Origin of the sequence: Streptomyces sp. NPDC002886, assembly GCF_042888445.1 — a bacterium.
Taxonomy (GTDB): domain Bacteria; phylum Actinomycetota; class Actinomycetes; order Streptomycetales; family Streptomycetaceae; genus Streptomyces.
In genome coordinates, this window is sequence record NZ_JBIAPV010000005.1 from 228040 (window position 1) to 250156 (window position 22117).

The window sequence follows — 22117 nt, forward strand, 5'->3', positions numbered from 1 at the left end:
TGCGCTTTGGGGTGACCCGCTAGAGTCGGCCAGCGGCGGCGGCAGTAGACCGTCACCGCAGGCCCGGCCCTTCAGGGAGACCCCGTGCAGATCCCCCACGACACCCGTCGCGCGCTCGACGTCGTCGTCGCGCTGGTGAACACCTCGGCCGAGACGGAGCAGCCCGACGGGCTGGCGGACGTGAACGCGCTGCGCGCCTTCGTCCACGAGTACGCGATCAGCGACGTCGGCGAGCTCAGCGCCCGCGACCTCGCCGGCGTGCGCACCGTGCGCGGAAAGTTCGCCCAGGTCTTCGCGGCGCCGAACTCCCGCATCGCCTCCGTGCTGATCAACGAGCTGGTCGCGACGGCCGGCACCACCCCGCAGCTGACCAACCACGACGGCTACGACTGGCACGTCCACTACTTCGCCCCGGGCGCCTCGGTGGGCGACCACCTGGCGGCCGACGGCGGCATGGCGCTGGCCTTCATCGTGGTCTCCGGCGAGCAGGAACGGCTGCGGCGCTGCGAGGCCCCGGACTGCCGGCGCGCCTTCGTCGACCTGTCCCGCAACCGCTCCCGGCGCTACTGCGACAGCCGTACCTGCGGGAACCGGCTGCACGTGGCGGCGTACCGGGCCCGGCGCAAATCGGAACTGGGGACGGAGCCCGGCTCAGAGCAGGAAGAGGTCGTGCACGGCGGCGAGCAGGAGCAGACCGCCGATCACGGCTAGGAAGATCATCAGGGGCGGCTGGGAGAGCGCGAAGAGGCAGCCTCTGGGCTCCTCGGCGACGGGGACGGTGGCCGGCGCGGGAACGGCGGGCTCACCCGGTGATGTGTCGAGCATGTCGGGGCGATGATGGCCCAGCGGGCCCGCGCACGCCGCTCAACACGCCAGACGGACCCGCGAGTTCACCGGATCCCGTCATATGCCGTGCTTCTTGAGGATCGCCTCGATGTCGGAGAAGTCCTCGGCGGGAGCGGCCGCCGGGGCCGGGCGCGGGCGGGCCCCGTCACCCAGCGAGGGCGCGGAGGCGGCCGGGGCGACGGCCTCCTGGGCCGGGCGCCCCTTGGCGGCCTTCGGCCGCTTCTGCTTCCCCTCCCCCGCGCCGACCGCGCCGACCGCGCCCGCCGCGCGCCGCTCTATCGCACGGGTGGTCACGAAGAGCAGCCAGGCCAGCCCCAGCACGGCGAAGCCGGCCCAGACGGTCGGCTTGAAGACGATCCCGGCCGCCCACGCCACGACGCCCGTCATCACCAGGCCGACGGGCACCAGCGAGTACGCCGCGATCCGGGTGGCCGCGAGGAATCGCTTGCGGTAGGCGGTCAGCGCGGCGATGCCCAGGCCCGCCGCGGACACCGCGGAGCAAATGGTCTCGGCGAGCATGCGGGGCCTCCAGGGGCGGTTCGGTCGGTTCGACCCGGCCTGCGGGCCGGGTGTTCTGTCCCCATCCATCCTGCACCGGTGACCCTCGCCCTGGCCACGGCCGGAGCCCTCCGCGGGCGGATCTCCGGGACATCTCCGGGTCGCGCCTCCTCCCGAGGTCCCGGTCCGTGCGCGTACCCGGGGGCTGGGAGACTGTCCGCATGACCGATTCCGTGATCCTCGACGTCTGGTGCGAACTTCAGTGCCCGGACTGCCACAGCGCTCTGGACGACGTGCGCGCCCTGCGGGCCCGCTACGGCGACCGGCTGGACATCCGGCTGCGCCACTTCCCGCTGGAGAAGCACAAGCACTCCTTCGCCGCGGCGCAGGCCGCCGAGGAAGCCGCCGAGCAGGGGCAGGCCTGGCCCTACGTGGAGGCCGTCCTCGCCCGCACCGCGGAACTCGGCAAGGCCGGCGAACCGGTCCTCGTCGAGGTCGCACGTGAACTGGGCCTGGACGCAGAGGAGTTCGACACCGCCCTCATCGACGGCCGGCACATCCTGATCGTGGACGCCGACCAGGCCGAGGGCAAGGCGATCGGCGTGACCGGCACCCCGACGTACGTGATCGACGGAGTGCGCCTCGACGGCGGCAAGAGCCAGGACGGCCTGCGCGAGCGCATCGAGGAGATCGCCGACCGGCTGCTCGCCGCGGATGCCTGAGACGGCCTAGATCAGGTCCTTGGCGTAGTTGAGGTCGGTCGTCCGGTAGCCGAGGGACTCGTAGAGGCGCACGGCCGGGACGTTGTCGGTGAAGACGTGCAGCGCGAGCACCCGGTGGCCGGCCGCGAGGGCGGTGCGTTCCGCGAGGAGCATCAGGTCCCGGCCGTAGCCGCGGCCTCGGTGCTCCTCGGCGACCGCGACGTCGTAGACGTACGAGTTCCCGCCGCTCGGCGCGACCCACACGGTGCCCACGGGGACCCCGGCCGCCTCCAGCACGGAGAAGCTGACGCCCGGCGTGGCCAGGCCCAGGGGCAGCATGGAGGCGTGGTCGTTCGCCGACTTCGTGTGCGCGGCTTCGGCGGACATGCCGCGGCTGATCCAGCTTTGCGCGTAGCTTTCCAGCGCCTCGGCGTGCCAGGTCTCGAACTCCGCCCCCGTCATCGGGCGGCCCGCCACCCCCTCGGACAAGGCGGGCGGCTCGGCCGGGAGGTCCTTGGCCATGTTGCGGCTGTACTCGGCGTACCCGAGGGCGGCGGCCAGCCGCAGGCCACCGGCCGAGCCGGCCGGGACCGAGACGCGGACCCGCCGGCAGCCCCAGCCCCGCAGCACTTCCTCGGCGGCGAGCGCGCCGACCGTGGCCCGGCCGCGCCGGCGGTCGGGCTCATCGACGGCGAGTTCACGGATCTCGGCGACCGTCGGCCCGAAGGGGGTGTCCGTCGCGAGCAGCAGGGCGCCGACGCGCCTGCTGTTGACGCGGATCTCGTACGGGCGCGAGCGCGCCCCGCCGGTGCTCTGCTGAAGCGGCCCGCTCGGCCGCAGGGTGGTGGTCATCAGTCGAGTTCTACCCGCCCTACGGCCCGAAGCACAGCGGAATTGTCCGGTCCCGGTCAGGAACGGGGGTCGGCGTCCTCGGCGGAGCGGGCGTCGAAGATCCGCATGGCCTCGGCCGTGACAGGACCGGGGGCCGAGCCCAGCTCGCGTCCGTCGATCCGCAGGACGGCCTGGACGTCGCGCAGGGAGGAGGTCAGGAAGACCTCCTCCGCCTGCTCCAGCGCTTCGAAGGGCAGGTCGGTCTCCTTGGCCCCGCACCATTCGGCGACGAGGGCCCGGGTGATGCCCGCGAGGCAGCCGGAGGCCACCGGCGGGGTGTGCAGCTGTCCGTCGAGGACCACGAACACGTTGGAGCCGGTGCCCTCGCAGAGCCGCCCGACGGTGTTGGCGAAGAGGGCCTCGGAAGCGCCGGCCCGGTGGGCGGCGGCGAGCGCGACCACGTTCTCGGCGTACGAGGTGCTCTTCAGGCCCACCACGGCGGAGCGCTCGTTGCGCACCCAGGGCACGGTGACCGCGGCGGTGGTGTCGGGGCGGCGGGTGGCCGCGGCCAGCGCGACGATCAGCGTCGGGCCGGCGTCTCCCCGGTCGGATCCGAGCGGGGAGACTCCCCCGGTGTAGGTGACCCGCAGCCGGCCGAGCGGCAGCGGGTTGGCCTCCAGTACGGCGGCGCAGGCGCGCCGCACCTCGTCCAGGTCCGGGTCCGGCAGGCCGAGCCCCCGGGCGGAGCGGGTCAGCCGCTCCAGGTGCCGGGTGAGCGCGAAGGTCGTCCCGCGCTCCGCCTTGAGCGTCTCGAAGACCCCGTCGCCGACGGTGAGGCCGTGGTCGAACACGGACACCTTCGCTTCGTCGGCGTCCCGCAGTGCTCCGTCGAGCCAGATCCTCACCGCACGGTCCTCCCGCTTTCGTCCGTCTGTGTTTCCGTCGTGCCCGTCGAGGCCGTCGCACCCTTCGCGCCGGTCACGATCGCTTCGACGGCTCCCGACGCTACCCGCAGCAGCCGGGCGGCCTTCAGCTCGGTCTCCGCCCACTCGCGGTCGGGGTCGGACCCCCAGGTGATACCGGCGCCGGTGCCGAAGAGCAGCCGCGGGCCGCCGGGGGTCGTGCGGTCGATCCAGAAGGTCCGGATGCCCACGGCGAGCTCGGCCGTGCCGCGGTCGGCGTCGACCCACCCGATGCCTCCGCAGTAGGGGCCGCGCGGGGCCGTCTCCAGGGCCTGGATGATCCGCAGGGCCGAGGATTTGGGAGCTCCGGTGACGGAGCCGGGTGGGAAGGTCGCGGCGAGCAGCTCCGGCCAGCCGGCGCCCTCGGCCAGTTCCCCGGCGACGGTGGAGACCAGGTGGACGAGGCCCGGGTGTTCTTCGAGCGCGCACAGCTCGGGGACGGTCACGGAGCCGGTGGCGCAGACCCGGCCGAGGTCGTTGCGCACCAGGTCCACGATCATCACGTTCTCGGCGTGGTCCTTGGGCAGCAGGTCGGCGGCGGTGCGGCCGGTGCCCTTGATCGGGCCCGACTCGACGCGGCGGCCGGAGCGGCGCAGGTAGAGCTCGGGGGACGCTGTGGCGATCTCGACGCCGTGGGCCGGCAGCCGAATCGTTCCTGCATAGGGGGCCGGGTTGCCGCGCGCGAGCAGCGCCGTCAGGGCGTCCACATCGGCGCCCGCCGGATCAGGAAGCGGCGCGGACATGACGCGGCAGAGGTTGGCCTGGTAGACCTCCCCCGCCTCGATGTGCGCGCGGATGCGTCGTACGCCCGCGGTGTACGCGGCGCGGTCGAGGGAGGAGGTCCACTCGTCGGCGTCGGGCCCGCGCCAGGCCCCGGGGACGGGGGCCGGCACCGCATCGGGACGTATGTCCCCGAAGCGCGCGCAGACGAGGCGGCCTTCGAAATCGGCCGTCACCGCCCAGAAGCCGGTGGACTCCAGGGCGGCGGGATCACTGGTGACATCTCGGAGGTCGGTCGCGAGAAGGCCGCCGAAGCGGGCAAGGGGAGGCAGGTCGTGCACGGCTGCGAGTCTATGACCGGTGACGCCTCGGCGCCGGTGAGGCGTCCGCCGGGTGACCGGCGGTGATCAGGCGGCAGCACGCTGCGGAAACGCGTTTTTGAGCTGGCCCGGGAATCCGCTAGAGTTCAACTCGTCGCCAGGGAGCGAAGGGGCAAAACCCCGGAGCGAACACGGTGACCTGCGGACGTAGCTCAGTTGGTAGAGCACCACCTTGCCAAGGTGGATGTCGCGAGTTCGAGTCTCGTCGTCCGCTCTGAAGTGGGGGATCATCTTCCCGAGGACCCCCTGCTCTTGCTCCATGGTGGAGTGGCCGAGAGGCGAGGCAACGGCCTGCAAAGCCGTCTACACGGGTTCAAATCCCGTCTCCACCTCCAAGGACGATTAGCTCAGCGGGAGAGCGCTTCCCTGACACGGAAGAGGTCACTGGTTCAATCCCAGTATCGTCCACTGGTCCGCAAGGATCCCCGCGCGATTAGCTCAGCGGGAGAGCGCTTCCCTGACACGGAAGAGGTCACTGGTTCAATCCCAGTATCGCGCACGCAGTATGCTTCACACCTACCACCTGCGGTGTTCGCACCGTAAACGTGGTCCCGCGCGATTAGCTCAGCGGGAGAGCGCTTCCCTGACACGGAAGAGGTCACTGGTTCAATCCCAGTATCGCGCACCAGCAGTCCGGAAGCCCCGGCCGTTCCCACGGCCGGGGCTTTCGCGTGTTCGGGCTCAGGAGGAGAAGAGCATCCGGCCGAAGCCGCCCTTGCGGTGGCCGTGCCCGTGACCGTGGCCGTAGCCGCCGTGCTGCGGGGCGCCCCAAGCGGGGGCGGGGGCGGCATGCTGCTGCGGGTACGCGGCGGGAGCCGGGGCCGGTGGGGCGGCCGGGGGCGGGACCTGGCCGTACTGGGAGGTGTACTGCGACTCCAGGCGGGTCAGCGCCTCCAGCTCGCCGTAGTCCAGGAAGATGCCGCGGCAACCGCTGCACTGCTCTATCTGGACACCGTTGCGGTTGTACGTGTGCATCATCGCGTGACACTTCGGACACTGCATGACCGGATCAACTCCTCGCCGTTCGCGTCGCCACTGGATGCGTACCCGGTGGCGTGAGGCTCACCCTACGACGGAGCCGACGGCTCCAAGTCGGGCGGGAGGGAGGCAATTCGGGCACAGGCCTCCACCATCAGCCGCTCCACGTCGTCGAGTCGGCGCCTTTCGTGGGCGGCCTTGGCGAGTGCCAGGGCCGCCGTCTGCACGGTGAGCGCGCGGGCCGCGAGATCGAGTTCCGGCCAGGGGTCGCTTCCGGGCGCACCGGCCGCGGGGCCGCCGGCGTCCCGGTAGGCGTCGAGGAAGCGCAGCCAGGTCCCGGTGTCCAGCAGCCCGGCCGCGTACCAGGCGGCGGGGCGGGCGAGGTCCCAGGCGGGCGTGCCCAGGCCCAGGTCGTCCACGTCGATCAGTCGCCAGCCCCCGGCGGGGCTCCGGACCAGCTGCCCGAGGTGCAGGTCGCCGTGGCACAGCGCCCCGCCGGCCGGCGGCGGCCCCTCCCCCCGGGCCCACCCGGGGAGCGTGGCCGCGGCGGCCCGCACGAGCCGTGCCAGCTCCGCGGCGTCGGCGTCCGGGCCCGTGCCCGTGCCCTTGCCCGTGGGCCCGGCCGGGGCGGGCTGTCCGGCGGGGATGGACAGGACGGCGCGGCGGGCCCGTTCGGCCCGGCCGCCGGACGGCCCGGCGGGGAGGGCGGCAACCGCCTCGGCCCGGGCCGGCCGGCGCCCGGAGCCGTAGTCGTGGCCACGGTCTTGCCCACGGCCTTGCCCGCGGTCGGCGGCGCGTTCCCCCGGCGGGCGCTCCTGCCGCGCGTCGCCCGGGTCCCCGGCTTCGGCGCCCGCGGAGCCTCGCGGCACGGCGCGCCCCGTGACGACCGGAGCCTCGGGCGGGTGTGCCACGTCGAGGCGGCGCAGGGCCCGGGCGAGCTTCGCCGGGCCGCGCATCGGGGGGACCCGGTACGGGAGGTGGTGGAGCGGGGTCCGGTGGAGGGCGGCCAGCAGCTCGGCGGCCTGCTCCCAGGGAGCCTCCTCGGGGCGGTCCGGAGCGACCGGAGCACCGTAGGGCCACAGGGAGACGGGCCGGGAGCCGACCAGGCCCAGCCCGGTGCGCAGCGGGGGCAGCAGCACCCCGGCCAGCGCCGGGTCGCCGGCCACGCGGATCCGTACGGCCAGGGCGTCGGGATCGCTGTCGCCCGCGTGGGCCTTGGCCACGACGTCCCCGCAGCGGACCACGGTGCCGTCGTCGCGGTCCGCGAGGAGCACGTACCGCGCCGCACCGGCGTACGCGGCGAGCTCGGCCGCGCTCACTCGCTCCAGCGGAACCACGCTTCGGCCCTCCCCCGCGCTCCGCACCCCGGGCGGGTGCTCCTCGGGACGAGCGTACGCAGCGCGGACGCGCGCGGCAGGGGCGGTACCGCCGGACGGAGTCCGGCGCAGCGGCGCGAAGCCGGTGAGGCCCGCCCGGGCCGCACCGCGCGCGAGCGGAGCGTCGAAAGGGGACGCGTGAAGAAGGGGTGGGCATGAAAAAGGGTGCTGCGCGTCCGGCTCCCCAGCCGTACGCGCAGCACCCTTCATCTGCCGTCCGCCGACCGCTCCCCCGTCCCCACGGGGTTCGGCCGGTGATGGTCCCGGCCCAGGCCGCTCTCCTGGGCCCGGGGCGCCGCTCAGCGCCCCAGAATCACGCTTACGGACGACGCCTGCGCCGCCACCTGGTCGAAGCCTCCGAAGAGGAAGAGCAGGACGGCGGCCAGGGGGAGCACCATGGCCGCGGCCACCAGTGGGTGGCGACGACCGGACTCATGGCCGTTGAACGCGAATGCCTTGCGTCCCTGCCGTGCGATGTCCGCCATGGTCCTCTCCCTGTAGTTTGGCAGCGGCGGGTTTGTGACCTCGGGGGACGAGTGCTCCACCCGCCGCTTGTCTTCAACACTAGGCGCGGGAAAGGCTCCTGGCCTCATGCCTTCGTACCCATTGCCTGGCCTCCAGGAGGATGAGGAGTCCACCCCGCGTGTACTCCCCTGGGTGGAGACCCAACCTCTGCTCTCAGGGTCTTCCCGGAGGGGTTGACCGGAGCGCGTTGAGTCCTCCCCAGCCGAAGCGGCGGGCACGCGCTCGGTTCTCCCAACGCACGACACGGACCCTACCCAGCCGTGCTTGAGCCTTGGTGCAAAGGCGCTGGACGCCGTCCCGGGCCTCAGGAGTCAGGCTCCTCCCCGCGCTGAGGGCCGACCGTCCCCGGAGGTTCCCGGTGACTTCCCTCACTTCCGTCACTGCGCGCACACGCCCCGCTGCCGACCAGGCCGTCCCAAGATCAACCCGGCCGAACCGGCCTGCACGCGGGGCTCCCCTGCCCCGACCCCTCGTCCGTGACCCCAATTCCCTTGACTCCAGACCGGCTTGACCGAGCCGCCCCGCTCCGTACATGCGTCCTACCGGTGGTTCGGTGAATCCCCAAGTGGACCGCCCCGTACTGACAATCGAATCCCCCGGCGAGGGCGCGGCCTCTGAGCGCGCATGCCGGATGGTCCGTAAGCTGTGCCACGTCAACAGGACGACCGGTCAGCGGGGTGGACATGGCGATGATGCGGCTCCGGCGCGAGGACCCGCGTGTCGTCGGCTCGTTCAGACTGCACCGACGCCTCGGCGCCGGCGGCATGGGCGTCGTCTATCTGGGCTCCGACCGGCGCGGACAGCGCGTCGCGCTCAAGGTGATCCGGCCGGACCTGGCCGAGGACCAGGAGTTCCGCTCGCGCTTCGCCCGCGAGGTCTCCGCCGCCCGGCGGATCCGCGGCGGGTGCACCGCTCGCCTGGTCGCCGCGGACCTGGAGGCCGAGCGCCCCTGGTTCGCCACGCAGTACGTACCCGGCCCCTCCCTGCACGACAAGGTCGCCGAGGAAGGTCCCCTGACGGCCTCGGCCATCGCCGCGATCGGCGCCGCGCTCTCCGAGGGCCTGGTCGCCGTGCACGAGGCCGGGGTGGTCCACCGCGACCTCAAGCCCTCGAACATCCTGCTGTCGCCCAAGGGCCCGCGCATCATCGACTTCGGGATCGCCTGGGCCACCGGCGCCAGCACCCTGACCCATGTGGGCACGGCCGTCGGCTCCCCCGGCTTCCTGGCACCCGAGCAGGTGCGCGGCGCCGCCGTCACCCCCGCCACCGACGTCTTCTCCCTCGGCGCCACCCTCGCCTACGCGGCCACCGCCGACTCCCCCTTCGGGCACGGCAGTTCCGAGGTCATGCTGTACCGCGTGGTGCACGAGGAGCCCCATCTCCAGGGTGTTCCGGACGCGCTCGCACCCCTCGTACGGGCCTGCCTGGCGAAGGATCCCGACGAGCGGCCGACCACGCTCCAGCTGTCGATGCGGCTCAAGGAGATCGCGGCCCGCGAGGCGCACGGGATGGGCGACAGCCGCCCGCCGGCGCAGCGGGCGCGCGCGGCCGAACGGCCGACCGGCCGGCTGCCCGAGGGGTACGTCGAGGACCACGAGGGGTACGCCGAGCAGCGCACGGAGCGCCGTACCGCCGGCACTCCCGTCCCGGGGCGTCCGGGCAACGGAACCGGAGCGGGCCAGGGCAAGGCGCAGCCCAAGGGACAGGGACCGCGCGGCGGCCCGGACTCGCGGCCCTCGTCCCCCCGGGGCACCGGCTCACGGGGACCCGGCTCCACCGCCGGACGTACGGGCGGCCGCCCGGCTCCCCGTACGACGGGCACGGGGCGGCGGCCGGTACGGCCCGACCCCAAGCTGATGCGCCAGCGCCTGATCGTCTTCGTCGTGGTGACCCTGCTCGTGGCGCTGGGCATCGCACTGGCCCAGAAGCTCTAGGGACGTTCGGCAACACCTGAGGCCCCGCCACCCGGCAGATGCCGGGCGGCGGGGCCTCAGGTGTTCGAGGAGCCCTACGAGCGGCCGCCGGCCACCGCGTAGAAGGCGACGGCCGCGGCCGCGCCCACGTTCAGCGAGTCCACCCCGTGCGCCATCGGGATCCGTACCCACTCGTCGGCCGCGACCAGTGCCTGCGTCGACAGCCCGTCCCCCTCCGCGCCGAGCATCAGCGCGACCCGCTCCAGGTTCTGAGGAGCCGCCACGTCGATCGGCGAGGCCTTCTGGTGCGGGGTGAGGGCGAGCAGCTTGAAGCCCGCCTCGCGGACCGAGTCCAGGCCCTTGGGCCAGGCCTCCAGCCGGGCGTACGGAACGGAGAACACGGCGCCCATGGAGACCTTGACGGAGCGCCGGTACAGCGGGTCCGCGCAATCGGGCGAGAGCAGGACCGCGTCCATGCCGAGGGCGGCCGCGCTGCGGAAGATGGCGCCGATGTTGGTGTGGTCGTTCACCGCTTCCATGATGACCACGCGACGGGTCGTGGCGAGCAGGTCCTCGGCCGTGGGCAGCGGCTTGCGCTGCATGGAGGCGAGGGCGCCGCGGTGCACGTGGTAGCCGGTGACGCGCTCGGCGAGCTCCGGGCTGACGGCGTAGACCGGAGCCGGGAGCTCGTCGATGACGTCGCGCATGACGTCGACCCACTTCGCGGAGAGCAGCATCGAGCGCATCTCGTACCCGGCGTCCTTGGCCCGTCTGATCACCTTCTCGCCTTCGGCGATGAAGAGACCTTCCGCGGGCTCGCGCCGGCGCCGGAGTTCTACGTCGGTCAGGCCCGTGTAGTCGCGCAGGCGCGGGTCGTCGGGGTCCTCGACGGTGATGAGATCAGCCACAGGGTGATACTGCCTTGTCCTGGGTGCGGTGCCAACGGCTCTGCCGGGTTGCGGGATTGCGGGGTTGTCAGTCGGCCACGGGCCGGTGGACCTTCACCACGTCGCCGATCACGATGACGGCGGGCGGCCGGACGTCCTGGGCCTTCACGGTCTCGCCGACGGTCGCCAGGGTGGCGTCCACGCGGCGCTGGGAGGCGGTGGTGCCCTCCTGGATGACGGCGACGGCGGTGTCGGCGGGACGGCCGTGGCGGACCAGCGCCTCGGCGATCAGGCCGATCTTGTCGACGCCCATCAGGATGACCAGGGTGCCGGTGAGCTTGGCCAGCGAGGCCCAGTCCACCAGCGAGCGCGGATCGTCGGGACCGACGTGCCCGCTCACCACGGTGAACTCGTGGGCCACGCCCCGGTGGGTGACCGGAATCCCTGCCGCGCCGGGTACCGAGATGGAGCTGGAGATGCCGGGCACGACGGTGCAGGGGATGCCCGCCTCGGCGAGGGCCTGGAGCTCCTCCATGCCGCGGCCGAAGACGTACGGGTCCCCGCCCTTGAGCCGCACCACGGCCTTGCCGGCCTTGGCGTGCGTGATGAGCGCTTCGTTGATGGCCTCCTGGGCCATGAAACGGCCGTACGGGATCTTCGCCGCGTCGATGACCTCGACGTGCGGCGGGAGCTCGTCGAGGAGGTCGCGGGGGCCGAGCCGGTCGGCGATGACCACATCGGCCTCGGCCAGGAGACGGCGGCCGCGGACCGTGATCAGGTCCGGGTCGCCGGGACCGCCCCCGACGAGGGACACGCCGGGGGTGTGCGGGCGGGCGGCGGTCAGGGAGCCGTCCCTGAGCCCCTCGACGACCGCGTCGCGGACGGCGGCGGAGCGGCGGGGGTCGTTGCCGCTCAGTACGGCGACGGTGACGCCCTCCACCCGGCCGGTGGCCGGGGTCCAGGCGCTCGCGGCCTCGGCGTCGTCGGCGCGGACGCACCAGACGCGCTCGCGCTCGGCCTCGGCGGAGGCGGTGTCGTTGGCGGCACGGTCCCGGGTCGCGACCAGGGCGTACCAGGCGCCGGCCAGGTCACCGTCCGCGTAGCGGCGGCGCTCCCAGCGGATCTCGCCGGTCTCCGCCATGGCGTCCACGGAGGGGGTCGCGGAGGGGGAGATCAGGACGATGTCGGCGCCGGCCGCGATGAGCGCGGGCAGCCGGCGCTGGGCGACCTGGCCACCGCCGATCACGACGACGCGGCGGCCCGTGAGGCGGAGTCCGACGGGGTAGGCGGGGTGTGCCGGGTGTCCCATGGCGGTTGCGGCTCCTGATGCGGCGATGACGGCGGGCCGCTGCGTCGCTGGAGCGGCTGATCGGGCGGTGACGTGCGGTGGCCCGTCCGGGGTCCACGATACGACCCACCTGCGCGGTGGTCGCCTCGGGGGCCATTGCCCTGGCCGGGCGGTGACCCGACCCACCCCTGGGCTCCACCCCAGGCCAGGGGGCTGGCGCCCCATGATCCCCGGACCGTACGCGGGCTCCGCCCGGGGAGGCTGCGAGGACGACGCGGTACGGCCGGGCCCTGCGGGGCTTCCCCCACCCCGCCCCTTCCCGAAACCGGGGCTCCGCCCCGGACCCCTTCGGGGGCTCTGCCCCCCGGACCCCCGCGCCTCAAACGCCGGCGAGGCTGGATTGGTCCGGCGGCAAGGCCGGTGACGGGGACGGGGTGGGGTGTCGTCCGGGACGTAAAACGTGATTTGTTGGCGCGAAAACAAGGCCATCCGGGACGCAGCGCGGCACAGGGCGCCATAAATCATGAGTCCCGGACGACACCCCACCCCGTCCCCGGCGCCGGCCCCCCGCAGCTAACCAGTCCTACTTCTCCGTGACACCCGCCGAGTCGAACGTGGCCACCTCGTGCATGGCCCGCGCAGCGCTCTGCACCAGCGGCAGCGCCAGCAGCGCCCCCGTGCCCTCGCCGAGGCGAAGGTCCAGGTCGACCAAGGGGCGCAGGCCCAGCTTGTTCAGGGCCGCCACGTGGCCCGGCTCCGCGCTGCGGTGTCCCGCGATGCACGCCGACAGCGACTCCGGGGCGATCGCCCGGGCAACCAGCGCGGCCGCGCCGGCGCTGACGCCGTCCAGGATCACCGGGGTCCGCAGGGAGGCTCCACCGAGGAGGAGGCCCACGATCGCCGCGTGCTCCAGGCCGCCGATCGCCGCCAGGACGCCGATCGGGTCCGCCGGGTCCGGCTGGTGGAGTTCCAGCGCGCGCCGCACGACCTCGACCTTGCGGGCGTGCGTCTCGTCGTTGATGCCCGTGCCCCGCCCGGTGACCTCGCCCGGGTCCACCCCGGTGAAGACGGAGATCAGGGCCGCCGACACCGTGGTGTTGGCGATGCCCATCTCGCCCGTCAGGAGGGCCTTGTTGCCCGCCGCGACCAGGTCGCGGGCCGTCTCGATGCCGACCTCGATGGCCGCGACGGCCTCCTCACGGGTCATCGCGGGGCCGACCGACAGGTCTGCCGTGCCCGGGCGGACCTTGCGCGGCAGCAGGCCCGGCGTGGCCGGGAGGTCGCCGGCGACGCCGACGTCGATCACGCAGACCTCGGCGCCCACCTGGTTGGCGAACGCGTTGCAGACCGCGCCACCGCCCAGGAAGTTGGCCACCATCTGCAGGGTGACTTCCTGGGGCCACGGGGTGACCCCCTGGGCGTGCACGCCGTGGTCACCCGCGAAGATCGCGACCGCGGCGGGCTCCGGGATCGGCGGCGGGCAGACCCGCGAGAGGCCGGACAGCTGGGCCGAGATGATTTCGAGCATGCCGAGGGCCCCTGCGGGCTTGGTCATGCGCTTCTGCCGCTCCCACGCCTCGCCGAGCGCCTTCGCGTCGAGCGGGCGGATGCTGGCGACCGTCTCGGAGAGCAGGTCGTGCGGCTCCTCGCCGGGCAGCGCGCGGCGCCCGTACGTCTCCTCGTGCACGACCCAGGAGAGGGGCCGCCGCTGCGACCAGCCGGCCTGCGCGAGCTCGGGCTCGTCGGGGAACTCGTCCACGTACCCGACGCACAGGTAGGCGACGACCTCCAGGTGCTCCGGGAGGCCCAGCTCGCGGACCATCTCGCGCTCGTCGAAGAAGCTGACCCAGCCGACCCCGAGGCCCTCGGCGCGCGCCGCGAGCCAGAGGTTCTCCACGGCGAGGGCCGAGGAGTACGGGGCCATCTGCGGCTGGGTGTGCCGGCCCAGGGTGTGGCGGCCGCCACGGGTGGGGTCGGCGGTGACCACGATGTTCACCGGGGTGTCGAGGATGGCCTCGATCTTGAGTTCCTTGAACTGCTTGGCGCGGCCCTTGGGCAGCGACTTCGCGTAGGCCTCGCGCTGGCGCTCGGCGAGCTCGTGCATCGTCCGGCGGGTCTCCGCGGACTTGATGACGACGAAGTCCCACGGCTGCGAGTGGCCGACGCTGGGAGCGGTGTGGGCCGCCTCCAGGACGCGCAGCAGCACCTCGTGCGGGATGGGGTCGCGGCGGAAGCCCTTGCGGATGTCGCGGCGCTCGCGCATGACGCGCAGGACGGCCTCGCGCTCGGCGTCGGCGTATCCGGGGGCCGCCTCGGTGACGGGGGCCTCGGGCTCGGCTTCCGGCTCGTCTTCCGGCCCGGCTTCCGGCTCGGGCAGCTGCTCGGTTCCGGCCTCGGGGGCCTGCCCGGCCTCCGGCGGTGCGTCGGCCTGCGCCACGGCGACCGGCTCGGGGTCGGGTACGACGACGGCGGCGACGGCGGGCTCGGACACGGGCTCCGGCTCCTCGGCCTGAGCCACCGTTTCTGCGGGCTGCGGCTCGGGCGCGGGCTCGACGGCGAAGACCGCCACGGGCTCGGCCTCGGCCTCGGGAACCACGGCCGCCTCGGCGACCAGGACGGGCTCGGCTGCCGCTACGACGGGTACCTCGGGCTCGGCGGGCTGGGCGACGGCCTCCGGCGCGGGCTCCACGAGCACCGCCTCGGCGACGGCGACGGCCACGGGCTCCGGCGCGAGGACCGGCGCGGGCTCGGCGAAGACGACGGGCTCCACGAGCACCGGCTCGGCGACGGGCTCGCCCGCGGGCTCGGGGGCGGCCACCGGCTCGGCCGCGGCCTCGGCGACGGCTTCCGGGGCGTGCGCGGCCTCGGCGGCCGGCTCCACGGTCCACGGGGTCCCTGCCTGCACCGGGATCTCGACCGGCTGCTGCTGCGCCGGGACCGGCGCGGGCTCCACGAACACCGCCTCGGCGACGGCCACAGCCTCGCCCGCGCCCTGCGTGAAGTCCAGGTACTCGGGGCCCGTGGTCGGCGGGCCGGACTGCCGCACCGGGACGGGCGTCGCCGGGGTGCTCAGGTCCGGGGCCGGGGCCACGGGCTCGGAGGCGGCGGGGGAAGGGAGCGGGGAGGGCTCGGCGTCGACCGGGACGGCGCCGGGCGCGCCGGGCGCCGGCGGAACCGGGGTCTGCGCGGGCGCCGGCGTCGCTGCCGGACCCCGGTCCGCGAGGGACCGTACGACTCCGCCGGTGGCCTCGGGCACGGGCGGGCCCATGTGCAGCGGCCGCCGCACCGGGGCCGCGGCCACGGGAGCCACCGGGGACTGGGGCTGGGAAACGGACAGCGGCTGCTGCGGGGCGACGAGGCCGCCGAGGTCCAGCGCACCGGTGTCCCGGCCCCCGGCCTCGTGCGCACCGGCGCCGTAGGAGGCGTCCGCGTAGGAGGCGTCGGCGAAGGCCGGCTGCTCCGCGAACGACTGCCCCTCGAAGGACTGCTGCGGGTAGCCGGCGCTCTCGTAGCCGAGGGACGCCTCGGGAACCGGGAGCTGGGCCGGGTGGGACTGCTGGGGCTGCTGGTACTCCGGGGCGCCCGCGAAATCGGCGTAGGGGCCGTCCGCGTACGAGGCCTCCGTGTACGGGGCGTCCGCGTACGCGGAGGGCTCGGGGAACTCGGGGAAGGCGGGCACCGGCGGGACGACCTGGGGGTCGCTCCACGCGCCCTGGCTGCTCGGCATCAGCAGCAGTTCCTCGTCCTCCGGCTCGGCCGGGTGGTCCACGAGGTCCTGGAAGGCGTAGCTGCCGGTCGCCGGGGAGGACGGCGGAACCGGGGCGGGGACGCCCTGCTGATCCACCATGCCCGTGCTGTCCGGGAAACCCTCGCCCGGAACCTGGCCGGTGTCAGTCATGCGTACCCCTCGCCCATCGGTGTTGCCTCTTCGACTGCCCGGTCGCCCACGAGGCCTCACGTACGACCGCACGACAACCAGTAAGTATTGTCCTGCCCGTTCGCCACCGTGGCGGCCATAACCGGCACGGTCCTCTGTGGACTGCGCCACGTCGCGCGTCCGGCCGGAACCGAGTGCCCGAAACGTCCGGGCGGTGTGACGATCGGCCAGCCTACCCCGGGCTCGTGGCTAGGGTCGGTCCGGGCGGTTAACGGGGCGTTCGGCGGCCAGCAGGAACACCACGGAGCGTCGTTGTTCGGCCCAGGTACGGGTGTCCAGGGCCACGGACTGGAGCAGCGCGCACTCGACGGTGTACCCGCCCTCGGTCAGGACCCGGCCGATGGCCTCGGCCTCGTCGCGCGTGGAGGCGTGGCTGACGATCCGTTCGGGGCGCCGGTCGGCGACGGCGGCGACCACCTGGGCTCCGCCGCCGCCGACGCGGACGACGTCGGGTTCGGGCAGGGTTTCGAGGACGTGCGGGGCGCGGCCGTTGACGACCTGGAGCTGCACACCGCGGGTGCGGGCGGCGGCGGTTGTGCGTTCGCAAGCGAGCCGGTCGGCGTCGACGGCGATGACGGCGGCGCCGAGGGCGGCGGCGTCCACGGCCAGGGCTCCGGAGCCGGAGCCGATGTCCCAGACGAGGTCCCCGGTGCGCGGGCCGAGCCGGGCGAGCTGGGCGGCGCGCAGCTGCGTGGACTCCCCTTCTCCCACGTCGATCTGGGGGCGGGCCCAGCCCCGTCCGGCGGTCGGGGTCGCGCTGCGGCCCAGCAGCCAGGCCGGTTCGGCCGCGGTCGGTCCCGTACCGCCGATGACGATGACCACGTTGGGGTCGCGCCAGCTGTGGTCGGCGGCCTTGTCGGAGGTGAGGACCGTGACCTGTTCCTTGTCGGTGCCGAGTTCCTCGCAGATGACGAAGGTGCGGTGGACGCCTTCGAGCAGCAGGGCGAGTTCGGCGGGGCCGGCGCCGGGCGAGGTGATGACGGCGACCTTGGGGTGGGCCCGGCAGACGTTGACGGCGCGGCGTAGGGTGCGGCTGTGGGCGACGACGACCTGGGCGTCGTCCCAGGGCATCCCGGCGCGGGCGAAGGCGGCGGCGACGGCGGAGACGGCCGGTACGACCTCCACCTCCAGGCCGTGTTCCGGGGCGCGCAGGGCCCGTACGACGCCGAAGAAGCCGGGGTCCCCGTCGGCCAGGACGACGGCGGTGCCGCGGTGGCCGGCGATCCGGCGGGCGGCGAGGGAGAGGCTGCCCAGGCGCACGCGTTCGGCGGTGGGCGGGATTTCGGGGAGTGCGAGGTGGTGGGCGGCGCCGGCCACCAGGGTGGCGGCGGAGAGCGCGGACCGGGCTGCCGCGGTCAGGGGGGAGCCGTCCCAGCCGATCACCGTGACCCGGTCGGCCATCGTCGTCAGTCTCCTGGTGTGGGAGCGGGCCCCGCCCGGCGGTGGCCGGGGCGGGGCGAAGCTTCGTCGAGGGGGTCGGGCTTGGTGAGACTACCCGGTCGTCCGGTCAGTTCCGGTCCGAGAAGAGGGCGTAGCCGTTCGCGTCGTTCACGTGGACGGGGTGGATCCGGTGGCCCTCGCGCGCGCCCTCGCGTGCGTCGGCGCGCGCGCCGTCGCGTGCTTCGTCGCGGGGGTCCGCGTAGCCCACGGAGTAGCCGTCCGAGTAGCCGTCTCCGTAGTCACCGGAGTACTCGTCGGAGTAGCCGGAGTAGCCGTCGTCGTCCTCGTCGAGGTCTTCGGGGACCAGGCCCCAGACGATGAGGTCGCTGCGGGTGTCGGCCCAGGAGCCGTCGGAGTTCTGGGTGCGCACTATGCAGGCGTTGCGCAGGACGCCTTCACTGATGCAACCGGTCTTCTGGGCCACTTGCTGGGAGGCCGTGTTGTCGGCGGCGGTGCGCAGTTCGAGGCGTTCGAAGCGCTGGTCGGTGAAGAGCCAGCGGGCCACGGCGCGGACGGACTCGCTGGCGTAGCCCTCGCCGCGGGCCCAGGGGGCGGTGACGTAGCCGATCTCGGTGGTGCGGGTCCGCCAGTCGGTGTCCTGCAGGTGCACGATGCCGACGAGCCGCTGGGTGAGGAACTCCGTGACGGCGAAGACGATGCCGCGGCCCTCGGTGCGCTCGGTGTGGGCGGTCTTCGTGGCCCAGGTGACCGCGTCGGCGTAGGTGTAGGGGTGCGGGACGGAGGTCCAGGCGGTGACGTGTTCGTCGTTCATCATCTCGGCGAGCGCGGTGACGTCCTCTTCCTCGAAGGGGCGCAGCACCAGCCGGTCCGTGCTGATGGTGACGTCCGGGAAGGTGGTAGTCATGCGCAGCTCCAAGCCTGAGACCGTGGTGCGACCGTGATGCGAGGCGACCTTGGTGCGGGTCGTAGGCCACAGCATGCAGCATCGGCCTGGTGATGTGCAGGGCCGGGCTGCCCGGAAGCGGGCAGCGCCCGGCCCCGTACACCGGTGGGGCGTACGGGGCCGGTTGCGGGGCCCGGCCGGATCGGACCGGCCGGGTGCCGCGGCTGGGGCCGGATCAGGCGACGGGCTTGCCGAAGGCCGGGATGACCGAGCCCTCGTACTTGTCGTCGATGAACTTCTTGACCTCGGGGGAGTTCAGGAGCTTGGCGAGCTTCTGGATCCGCGGGTCGTTCTCGTTGCCCTTCTTGACCGCCAGGATGTTGGCGTACGGGTTGCCCTCGGCCTTCTCCAGGACGAGCGCGTCCTTGGCCGGGACGAGCTTGGCCTCGATGGCGTAGTTGCCGTTGATGACGGCGGCGTCCACGTCGTTCAGGGCACGCGGGACCGTGGCGGCCTCCAGCTCCTTGAACTCAAGGCCCTTCTTGTCGGTGATGTCGGACAGCTTGGCGGCCGTGCCGACACCCTCCTTGAGGGTGATGAGGTTGTTCGCGGCGAGCAGCTGGAGCGCGCGGCCCTCGTTGGTGGGGTCGTTCGGGACGGCGATGGTCTGGCCGGCCTTGATGTCGGTGAGGGCCTTGTCCTTCTTGGAGTACAGGCCCAGGGGCTCCAGGTGCACGTTCACGACGGGCACGATGTCGGTGCCGTTCTTCTTGTTGAAGTCGTCGAGGTACGGCACGTGCTGGAAGTAGTTGGCGTCGACCTGACCCTGCTGGGTGGCGGTGTTCGGCAGGACGTAGTCCGTGAACTCCTTCACCTCCAGCTTGAGGCCCTCCTTGGCCGCCAGGTTGTCCTGGACGAACTTCAGGATGTCGGCGTGCGGGGACGGGGACGCCGCGACGACCAGGGGCTTGCTCTCGTCGGTCTTGCCGCCGTCGGCCTTGGTGGAGGACGGGTCGGAGGAGCTGCCGCAGGCGGTGAGTCCGAGGGCGAGCGCCGAGACGGTGGCGGCGAGGGCGGTGAGCTTGATGTTCTTGCGCACGAAGAGTGCCTTTCTTGCGTCTTGCTGTATGGATGACGGCCCAAGCACGACAAGTGCGGGCTTTCTTGGGAAAAGTTGGTCTATGTCCGACTCAGGCCCGGATCAGGCTGTCCGACCGCGTCGCGCGAGGAGGCGTACCACGCCGTCGCCGATGAGCTGGATCACCGTGACGAGCACGATCAGCACCACGACGGTCGCGATCATGAAGCCGGTCTCGAAGCGCTGGAAGCCGTACGTGATGGCCTTGGAGCCGAGGCCCTCGCCGCCGACCGCGCCGGCCATGGCCGAGTAGCCGATCAGGGTGATCACGGTGGTGGTGACGGCGGCGATCAGCGAGGGCAGCGCCTGCGGGAGGAGCACCTTGCCGACCAGGGTCGGGATGCCGCCGCCCATGGACTCGACGGCTTCGACCAGGCCATGGTCCACCTCGCGGACCGCGGTCTCGACGAGCCGGGCGAAGAAGGGGATGGCGCCGATGGCGAGCGGGACGATCATCGCGGTGGGGCCGATGAAGGTGCCGACGATCGCCGTGGTGACCGGGATCAGGAAGATCAGCAGGATGATGAAGGGCAGCGAGCGGCCCATGTTCACGATCACGCCGAGGATCTTGTTGACCGCGCGGTTCTGGAGCAGGCCGCCCTTGTCGGTCAGGACGAGCAGGATGCCGATGGGCAGTCCGCCCAGGATGGTCACGAGGGCGGACCACAACACCATGTAGAGGGTGTCGAAGGTGCCCTGCGTGAGCAGCGGCTGCATTTCGGACCAGGTCACTTCGCACCATCCTTGACCAGCTCGGCCAGTTCGCCGTCGACGTCCCCGTCCACGTCCGCCTCTACGACATCCACCTGCAGGCCCTGCTCGCGCAGGAAGCCGACGGGTACGACGTTGTCCTCGTAGCGGCCGGGCAGCTCGATGCGCATGCGGCCGATCTGACGGCCGGCGACGGTGTCCATCGCGGCGCCGAGGATCGATATGTCGATGTTGTAGGTGCGGGCCAGCTGGGAGATGACCGGCTGGGTCGCGGTCTCGCCGTGGAAGGTGACGTCGATGACCGTGTGCTCCGCGGTGGTCGCGGAGCCGGTCAGCGGGAACAGTTCGTGGGCGAGCTCGGAGCCGGGGGTGGCCAGCAGCTCGGTGACCTTGCCGGCCTCGACGATCCTGCCCTGCCGCATGAGGGCGGCCGAGTCGCAGACGGACTTGACCACGTCCATCTCGTGCGTGATGAGCAGGACGGTCAGGCCCAGCTGGCGGTTGAGGTCGCGCAGCAGCTGGAGGATCTGGCGGGTGGTCTCCGGGTCCAGGGCGCTGGTGGCCTCGTCGGAGAGCAGCACCTTGGGGTCGCCCGCCAGGGCGCGGGCGATGCCGACGCGCTGCTTCTGGCCGCCGGAGAGCTGACCGGGGTAGGACTTGGCCTTGTCGGCGAGGCCGACGAGGTCGAGCAGTTCGGCGGCCTTGCGGGAGCGCTCGCGGCCGGAGACCCCGAGGATCTCCAGGGGCAGCTCGATGTTGCCCTGGACGGTGCGCGAGGACAGCAGGTTGAAGTGCTGGAAGACCATGCCGATGCGGCTGCGGGCCTCGCGGAGCTCCTTGCCGGCGCGCCGGCCCCGGCCGGCGAGGGCCGTGAGGTCGACGCCGTCGACGGACACCGTGCCGGTGGTGGGGCGCTCCAGCAGGTTCACGCAGCGGATCAGGGAGGACTTTCCGGCGCCGCTCTGGCCGATGACTCCGTAGACCTCGCCCTGACGGACGTGCAGGTCGACGCCGTCCAGGGCGGTGACCTCGCGGCCACGGGACTGGTAGACCTTCGTGAGGCCCGATGTGGTGATCACAGGATTTCCGTCGCTGTCGAGTGCGCGGCGCAGCGGGTGCCGGGCACGGGGCATACATCTGGGGACGCGATACGGGGCGAAGCATCGGAAATCGACGGCTTCGGCGCATGCGCGGGGCAGGAGCGTTCCGGGTTCACACGGGGGTGCCGGGAGCTGCTCGGCCGGTCTCGCTTCGGGGCGTGAGACCTGGGGCAGGGGCCCTCAGAAGGCGCGCATTCGACACATACAACGAGCACCGGGCGTCATCGTCGCCTCGGTCGCAAGGGTGCGGCTGCTCGTCGTGGTCATGGGCCCCAGTAAACCAGACGTTCCCCGTCACCGATCAAAGGTGTCCGAATAGCGGACGAATTTCGGCCGCATACCGGACAACACCGGTCAGGGCCGATCGTCCGTCTCAATCGTCACGCCATCGGCTCCGACCAGCACGGACACGGCCGAGAGGTCCCGCACGACCACGTCCGCGTCGAGCTCGGCGGCCGGGTGGGTTGTGGTCAAGGCCACGGTGGTCATCCCGGCGGCGCGGCCCGCGGCGAGGCCCGCGGGGGCGTCCTCGAAGACCGCGCAGCGGGCCGGGTCCACGCCGAGGCGGGCGGCGGCCAGCAGGAAGGGCTCCGGGTCGGGCTTGCCGCGGGTGATGTCGTCGGCGGCCACCATCTCGGGGAAGTCGACGCCCACTTCCCGCAGCCGGGCCTCGGCCAGCGGGCGGGTGGCGGAGGTGACCACGGCCCACCGGCCGGCGGGAAGGGCGGAGAGCACCTCCTTGGTGCCGGGGAGCAGGACCACGCCGCCCGCCACGTCCTCGGTCTCCAGCACCTCGATGCGGGCCAGCGCCCCGGCCCGTACGTCCTCGGGCAGCAGGTCGGCGATGATCTCCGCGGCCGGGCGGCCGTGGAGCTCCACCGCGGCGAAGGCCTCCTCGGTGATCCCGTACTCCCGGGCCCAGCGGGTCCAGCAGCGGTGCACCGACTCCATCGAGGAGATGAGCGTGCCGTCGTTGTCGAACAGCAGCGCGTCGAATGTCGGGCCGAGCTTCCCGTGCAGCAGGTTCATACCTTCCAGGAAA

The 22117-nt window shown here is 73.0% G+C and carries 19 protein-coding genes, 5 tRNA genes and 1 pseudogene; 8 read left to right on the plus strand and 17 right to left on the minus strand.

The window, feature by feature from the left end:
• The first annotated feature begins 84 nt into the window (after positions 1-84).
• Entirely contained in the window at positions 85-711 is a 627-nt protein-coding gene (locus ACFYYB_RS24540) for a CGNR zinc finger domain-containing protein (protein WP_389437405.1), read from the plus strand.
• On the opposite strand, the gene ACFYYB_RS24545 is transcribed toward ACFYYB_RS24540, so the two are convergent.
• A complete protein-coding gene (locus ACFYYB_RS24545; protein ID WP_266876559.1) occupies positions 652-825 on the minus strand; it encodes a hypothetical protein in 174 nt (57 codons plus the stop codon). The genes ACFYYB_RS24540 and ACFYYB_RS24545 overlap by 60 nt on opposite strands.
• Before the next feature lie 78 nt (positions 826-903).
• The gene (locus ACFYYB_RS24550) at positions 904-1365 is read right to left on the minus strand and encodes a hypothetical protein (protein WP_389437406.1); all 462 of its coding nucleotides are present in this window, start codon (positions 1363-1365) and stop codon (positions 904-906) included.
• A gap of 200 nt (positions 1366-1565) precedes the next feature.
• Here ACFYYB_RS24550 and ACFYYB_RS24555 point away from each other — a divergent pair, with 200 nt between their 5' ends.
• The gene (locus tag ACFYYB_RS24555) at positions 1566-2066 is read left to right on the plus strand and encodes a DsbA family protein (RefSeq protein WP_389437407.1); all 501 of its coding nucleotides are present in this window, start codon (positions 1566-1568) and stop codon (positions 2064-2066) included.
• A 6-nt stretch (positions 2067-2072) separates the two neighbouring features.
• On the opposite strand, the gene ACFYYB_RS24560 is transcribed toward ACFYYB_RS24555, so the two are convergent.
• Genes ACFYYB_RS24560 through ACFYYB_RS24570 form a run of 3 tightly spaced genes read right to left on the minus strand, consistent with a single transcriptional unit; the run spans position 2073 to position 4899 of the window.
• Positions 2073-2897: a GNAT family N-acetyltransferase gene (locus tag ACFYYB_RS24560; RefSeq protein ID WP_389437408.1), complete on the minus strand. Its 825-nt coding sequence runs from the start codon at positions 2895-2897 to the stop codon at positions 2073-2075.
• Positions 2898-2953: 56 nt separating this feature from the next.
• On the minus strand, positions 2954-3781 hold the full coding sequence (locus ACFYYB_RS24565; protein WP_389437409.1) for an aminotransferase class IV: 828 nt from the start codon (positions 3779-3781) through the stop codon (positions 2954-2956).
• The gene (locus ACFYYB_RS24570) at positions 3778-4899 is read right to left on the minus strand and encodes a chorismate-binding protein (protein ID WP_389437410.1); all 1122 of its coding nucleotides are present in this window, start codon (positions 4897-4899) and stop codon (positions 3778-3780) included. The genes ACFYYB_RS24565 and ACFYYB_RS24570 overlap by 4 nt, the downstream gene beginning before the upstream one ends.
• Positions 4900-5079: 180 nt before the next feature.
• On the opposite strand from ACFYYB_RS24570, the gene ACFYYB_RS24575 reads away from it, so the two are divergent.
• The 5 genes from ACFYYB_RS24575 to ACFYYB_RS24595 all read left to right on the plus strand — a co-directional run bounded on the left by ACFYYB_RS24575 (position 5080) and on the right by ACFYYB_RS24595 (position 5566).
• Positions 5080-5152 (plus strand) — tRNA-Gly (locus tag ACFYYB_RS24575).
• A gap of 47 nt (positions 5153-5199) precedes the next feature.
• Positions 5200-5273 (plus strand) — tRNA-Cys (locus ACFYYB_RS24580).
• Position 5274: 1 nt separating this feature from the next.
• Positions 5275-5346: transfer RNA gene (locus ACFYYB_RS24585), tRNA-Val, on the plus strand.
• 19 nt (positions 5347-5365) lie between these two features.
• A tRNA-Val gene (locus tag ACFYYB_RS24590) sits at positions 5366-5437 on the plus strand.
• Positions 5438-5491: 54 nt separating this feature from the next.
• A tRNA-Val gene (locus tag ACFYYB_RS24595) sits at positions 5492-5566 on the plus strand.
• A gap of 53 nt (positions 5567-5619) precedes the next feature.
• Here ACFYYB_RS24595 and ACFYYB_RS24600 read toward each other — a convergent pair.
• The 3 genes from ACFYYB_RS24600 to ACFYYB_RS24610 form a co-directional block, all read right to left on the minus strand.
• The gene (locus ACFYYB_RS24600) at positions 5620-5940 is read right to left on the minus strand and encodes a zf-TFIIB domain-containing protein (RefSeq protein WP_250744689.1); all 321 of its coding nucleotides are present in this window, start codon (positions 5938-5940) and stop codon (positions 5620-5622) included.
• 65 nt (positions 5941-6005) lie between these two features.
• Entirely contained in the window at positions 6006-7235 is a 1230-nt protein-coding gene (locus ACFYYB_RS24605) for an aminoglycoside phosphotransferase family protein (protein ID WP_389437411.1), read from the minus strand.
• Between the two features lie 356 nt (positions 7236-7591).
• On the minus strand, positions 7592-7777 hold the full coding sequence (locus ACFYYB_RS24610; RefSeq protein WP_389437412.1) for a hypothetical protein: 186 nt from the start codon (positions 7775-7777) through the stop codon (positions 7592-7594).
• 723 nt (positions 7778-8500) lie between these two features.
• Between ACFYYB_RS24610 and ACFYYB_RS24615 the strand changes: the two genes are divergently transcribed.
• Positions 8501-9751 carry a protein kinase gene (locus tag ACFYYB_RS24615; protein ID WP_389437413.1) on the plus strand — a complete coding sequence of 417 codons (1251 nt, stop codon included), beginning with the start codon at positions 8501-8503 and terminating at the stop codon, positions 9749-9751.
• Positions 9752-9825: 74 nt separating this feature from the next.
• On the opposite strand, the gene ACFYYB_RS24620 is transcribed toward ACFYYB_RS24615, so the two are convergent.
• The 9 genes and pseudogenes from ACFYYB_RS24620 to ACFYYB_RS24660 all read right to left on the minus strand — a co-directional run bounded on the left by ACFYYB_RS24620 (position 9826) and on the right by ACFYYB_RS24660 (position 22104).
• A complete protein-coding gene (locus ACFYYB_RS24620; RefSeq protein WP_389437414.1) occupies positions 9826-10638 on the minus strand; it encodes a TrmH family RNA methyltransferase in 813 nt (270 codons plus the stop codon).
• A gap of 67 nt (positions 10639-10705) precedes the next feature.
• A complete protein-coding gene (cobA, locus tag ACFYYB_RS24625; protein WP_389437415.1) occupies positions 10706-11926 on the minus strand; it encodes a uroporphyrinogen-III C-methyltransferase in 1221 nt (406 codons plus the stop codon).
• Positions 11927-12488: 562 nt separating this feature from the next.
• Entirely contained in the window at positions 12489-15803 is a 3315-nt protein-coding gene (gene cobT, locus ACFYYB_RS24630; RefSeq protein WP_389437416.1) for a nicotinate-nucleotide--dimethylbenzimidazole phosphoribosyltransferase, read from the minus strand.
• A gap of 228 nt (positions 15804-16031) precedes the next feature.
• Complete coding sequence (gene cbiE, locus ACFYYB_RS24635) at positions 16032-17243, minus strand: precorrin-6y C5,15-methyltransferase (decarboxylating) subunit CbiE (RefSeq protein ID WP_389437417.1); 1212 nt, start codon at positions 17241-17243, stop codon at positions 16032-16034.
• Positions 17244-17535: 292 nt separating this feature from the next.
• Positions 17536-18147 (minus strand): annotated as a pseudogene (locus ACFYYB_RS24640) (GNAT family N-acetyltransferase); the annotation flags it as partial.
• 214 nt (positions 18148-18361) lie between these two features.
• Complete coding sequence (locus ACFYYB_RS24645; protein WP_327307647.1) at positions 18362-19225, minus strand: MetQ/NlpA family ABC transporter substrate-binding protein; 864 nt, start codon at positions 19223-19225, stop codon at positions 18362-18364.
• 102 nt (positions 19226-19327) lie between these two features.
• The gene (locus ACFYYB_RS24650) at positions 19328-19996 is read right to left on the minus strand and encodes a methionine ABC transporter permease (protein WP_266910281.1); all 669 of its coding nucleotides are present in this window, start codon (positions 19994-19996) and stop codon (positions 19328-19330) included.
• Positions 19993-21054 (minus strand): methionine ABC transporter ATP-binding protein, encoded by a 1062-nt coding sequence (locus tag ACFYYB_RS24655; RefSeq protein WP_389437420.1) that lies wholly within the window; start codon positions 21052-21054, stop codon positions 19993-19995. The genes ACFYYB_RS24650 and ACFYYB_RS24655 overlap by 4 nt, the downstream gene beginning before the upstream one ends.
• A 375-nt stretch (positions 21055-21429) precedes the next feature.
• Positions 21430-22104 (minus strand): HAD-IA family hydrolase, encoded by a 675-nt coding sequence (locus ACFYYB_RS24660; RefSeq protein WP_389437421.1) that lies wholly within the window; start codon positions 22102-22104, stop codon positions 21430-21432.
• Positions 22105-22117: the final 13 nt, after the last annotated feature.

Coding starts and splice junctions, on each gene's coding strand:
- ACFYYB_RS24545 (WP_266876559.1), bottom strand. CDS start 825: ATGCTCGACACATCACCGGGTGAGCCCGCCGTTCCCGCGCCGGCCACC.
- ACFYYB_RS24550 (WP_389437406.1), bottom strand. CDS start 1,365: ATGCTCGCCGAGACCATTTGCTCCGCGGTGTCCGCGGCGGGCCTGGGC.
- ACFYYB_RS24555 (WP_389437407.1), top strand. CDS start 1,566: ATGACCGATTCCGTGATCCTCGACGTCTGGTGCGAACTTCAGTGCCCG.
- ACFYYB_RS24560 (WP_389437408.1), bottom strand. CDS start 2,897: ATGACCACCACCCTGCGGCCGAGCGGGCCGCTTCAGCAGAGCACCGGC.
- ACFYYB_RS24600 (WP_250744689.1), bottom strand. CDS start 5,940: ATGCAGTGTCCGAAGTGTCACGCGATGATGCACACGTACAACCGCAAC.
- ACFYYB_RS24610 (WP_389437412.1), bottom strand. CDS start 7,777: ATGGCGGACATCGCACGGCAGGGACGCAAGGCATTCGCGTTCAACGGC.
- ACFYYB_RS24615 (WP_389437413.1), top strand. CDS start 8,501: ATGGCGATGATGCGGCTCCGGCGCGAGGACCCGCGTGTCGTCGGCTCG.
- cobA (WP_389437415.1), bottom strand. CDS start 11,926: ATGGGACACCCGGCACACCCCGCCTACCCCGTCGGACTCCGCCTCACG.
- cobT (WP_389437416.1), bottom strand. CDS start 15,803: ATGACTGACACCGGCCAGGTTCCGGGCGAGGGTTTCCCGGACAGCACG.
- cbiE (WP_389437417.1), bottom strand. CDS start 17,243: ATGGCCGACCGGGTCACGGTGATCGGCTGGGACGGCTCCCCCCTGACC.
- ACFYYB_RS24660 (WP_389437421.1), bottom strand. CDS start 22,104: ATGAACCTGCTGCACGGGAAGCTCGGCCCGACATTCGACGCGCTGCTG.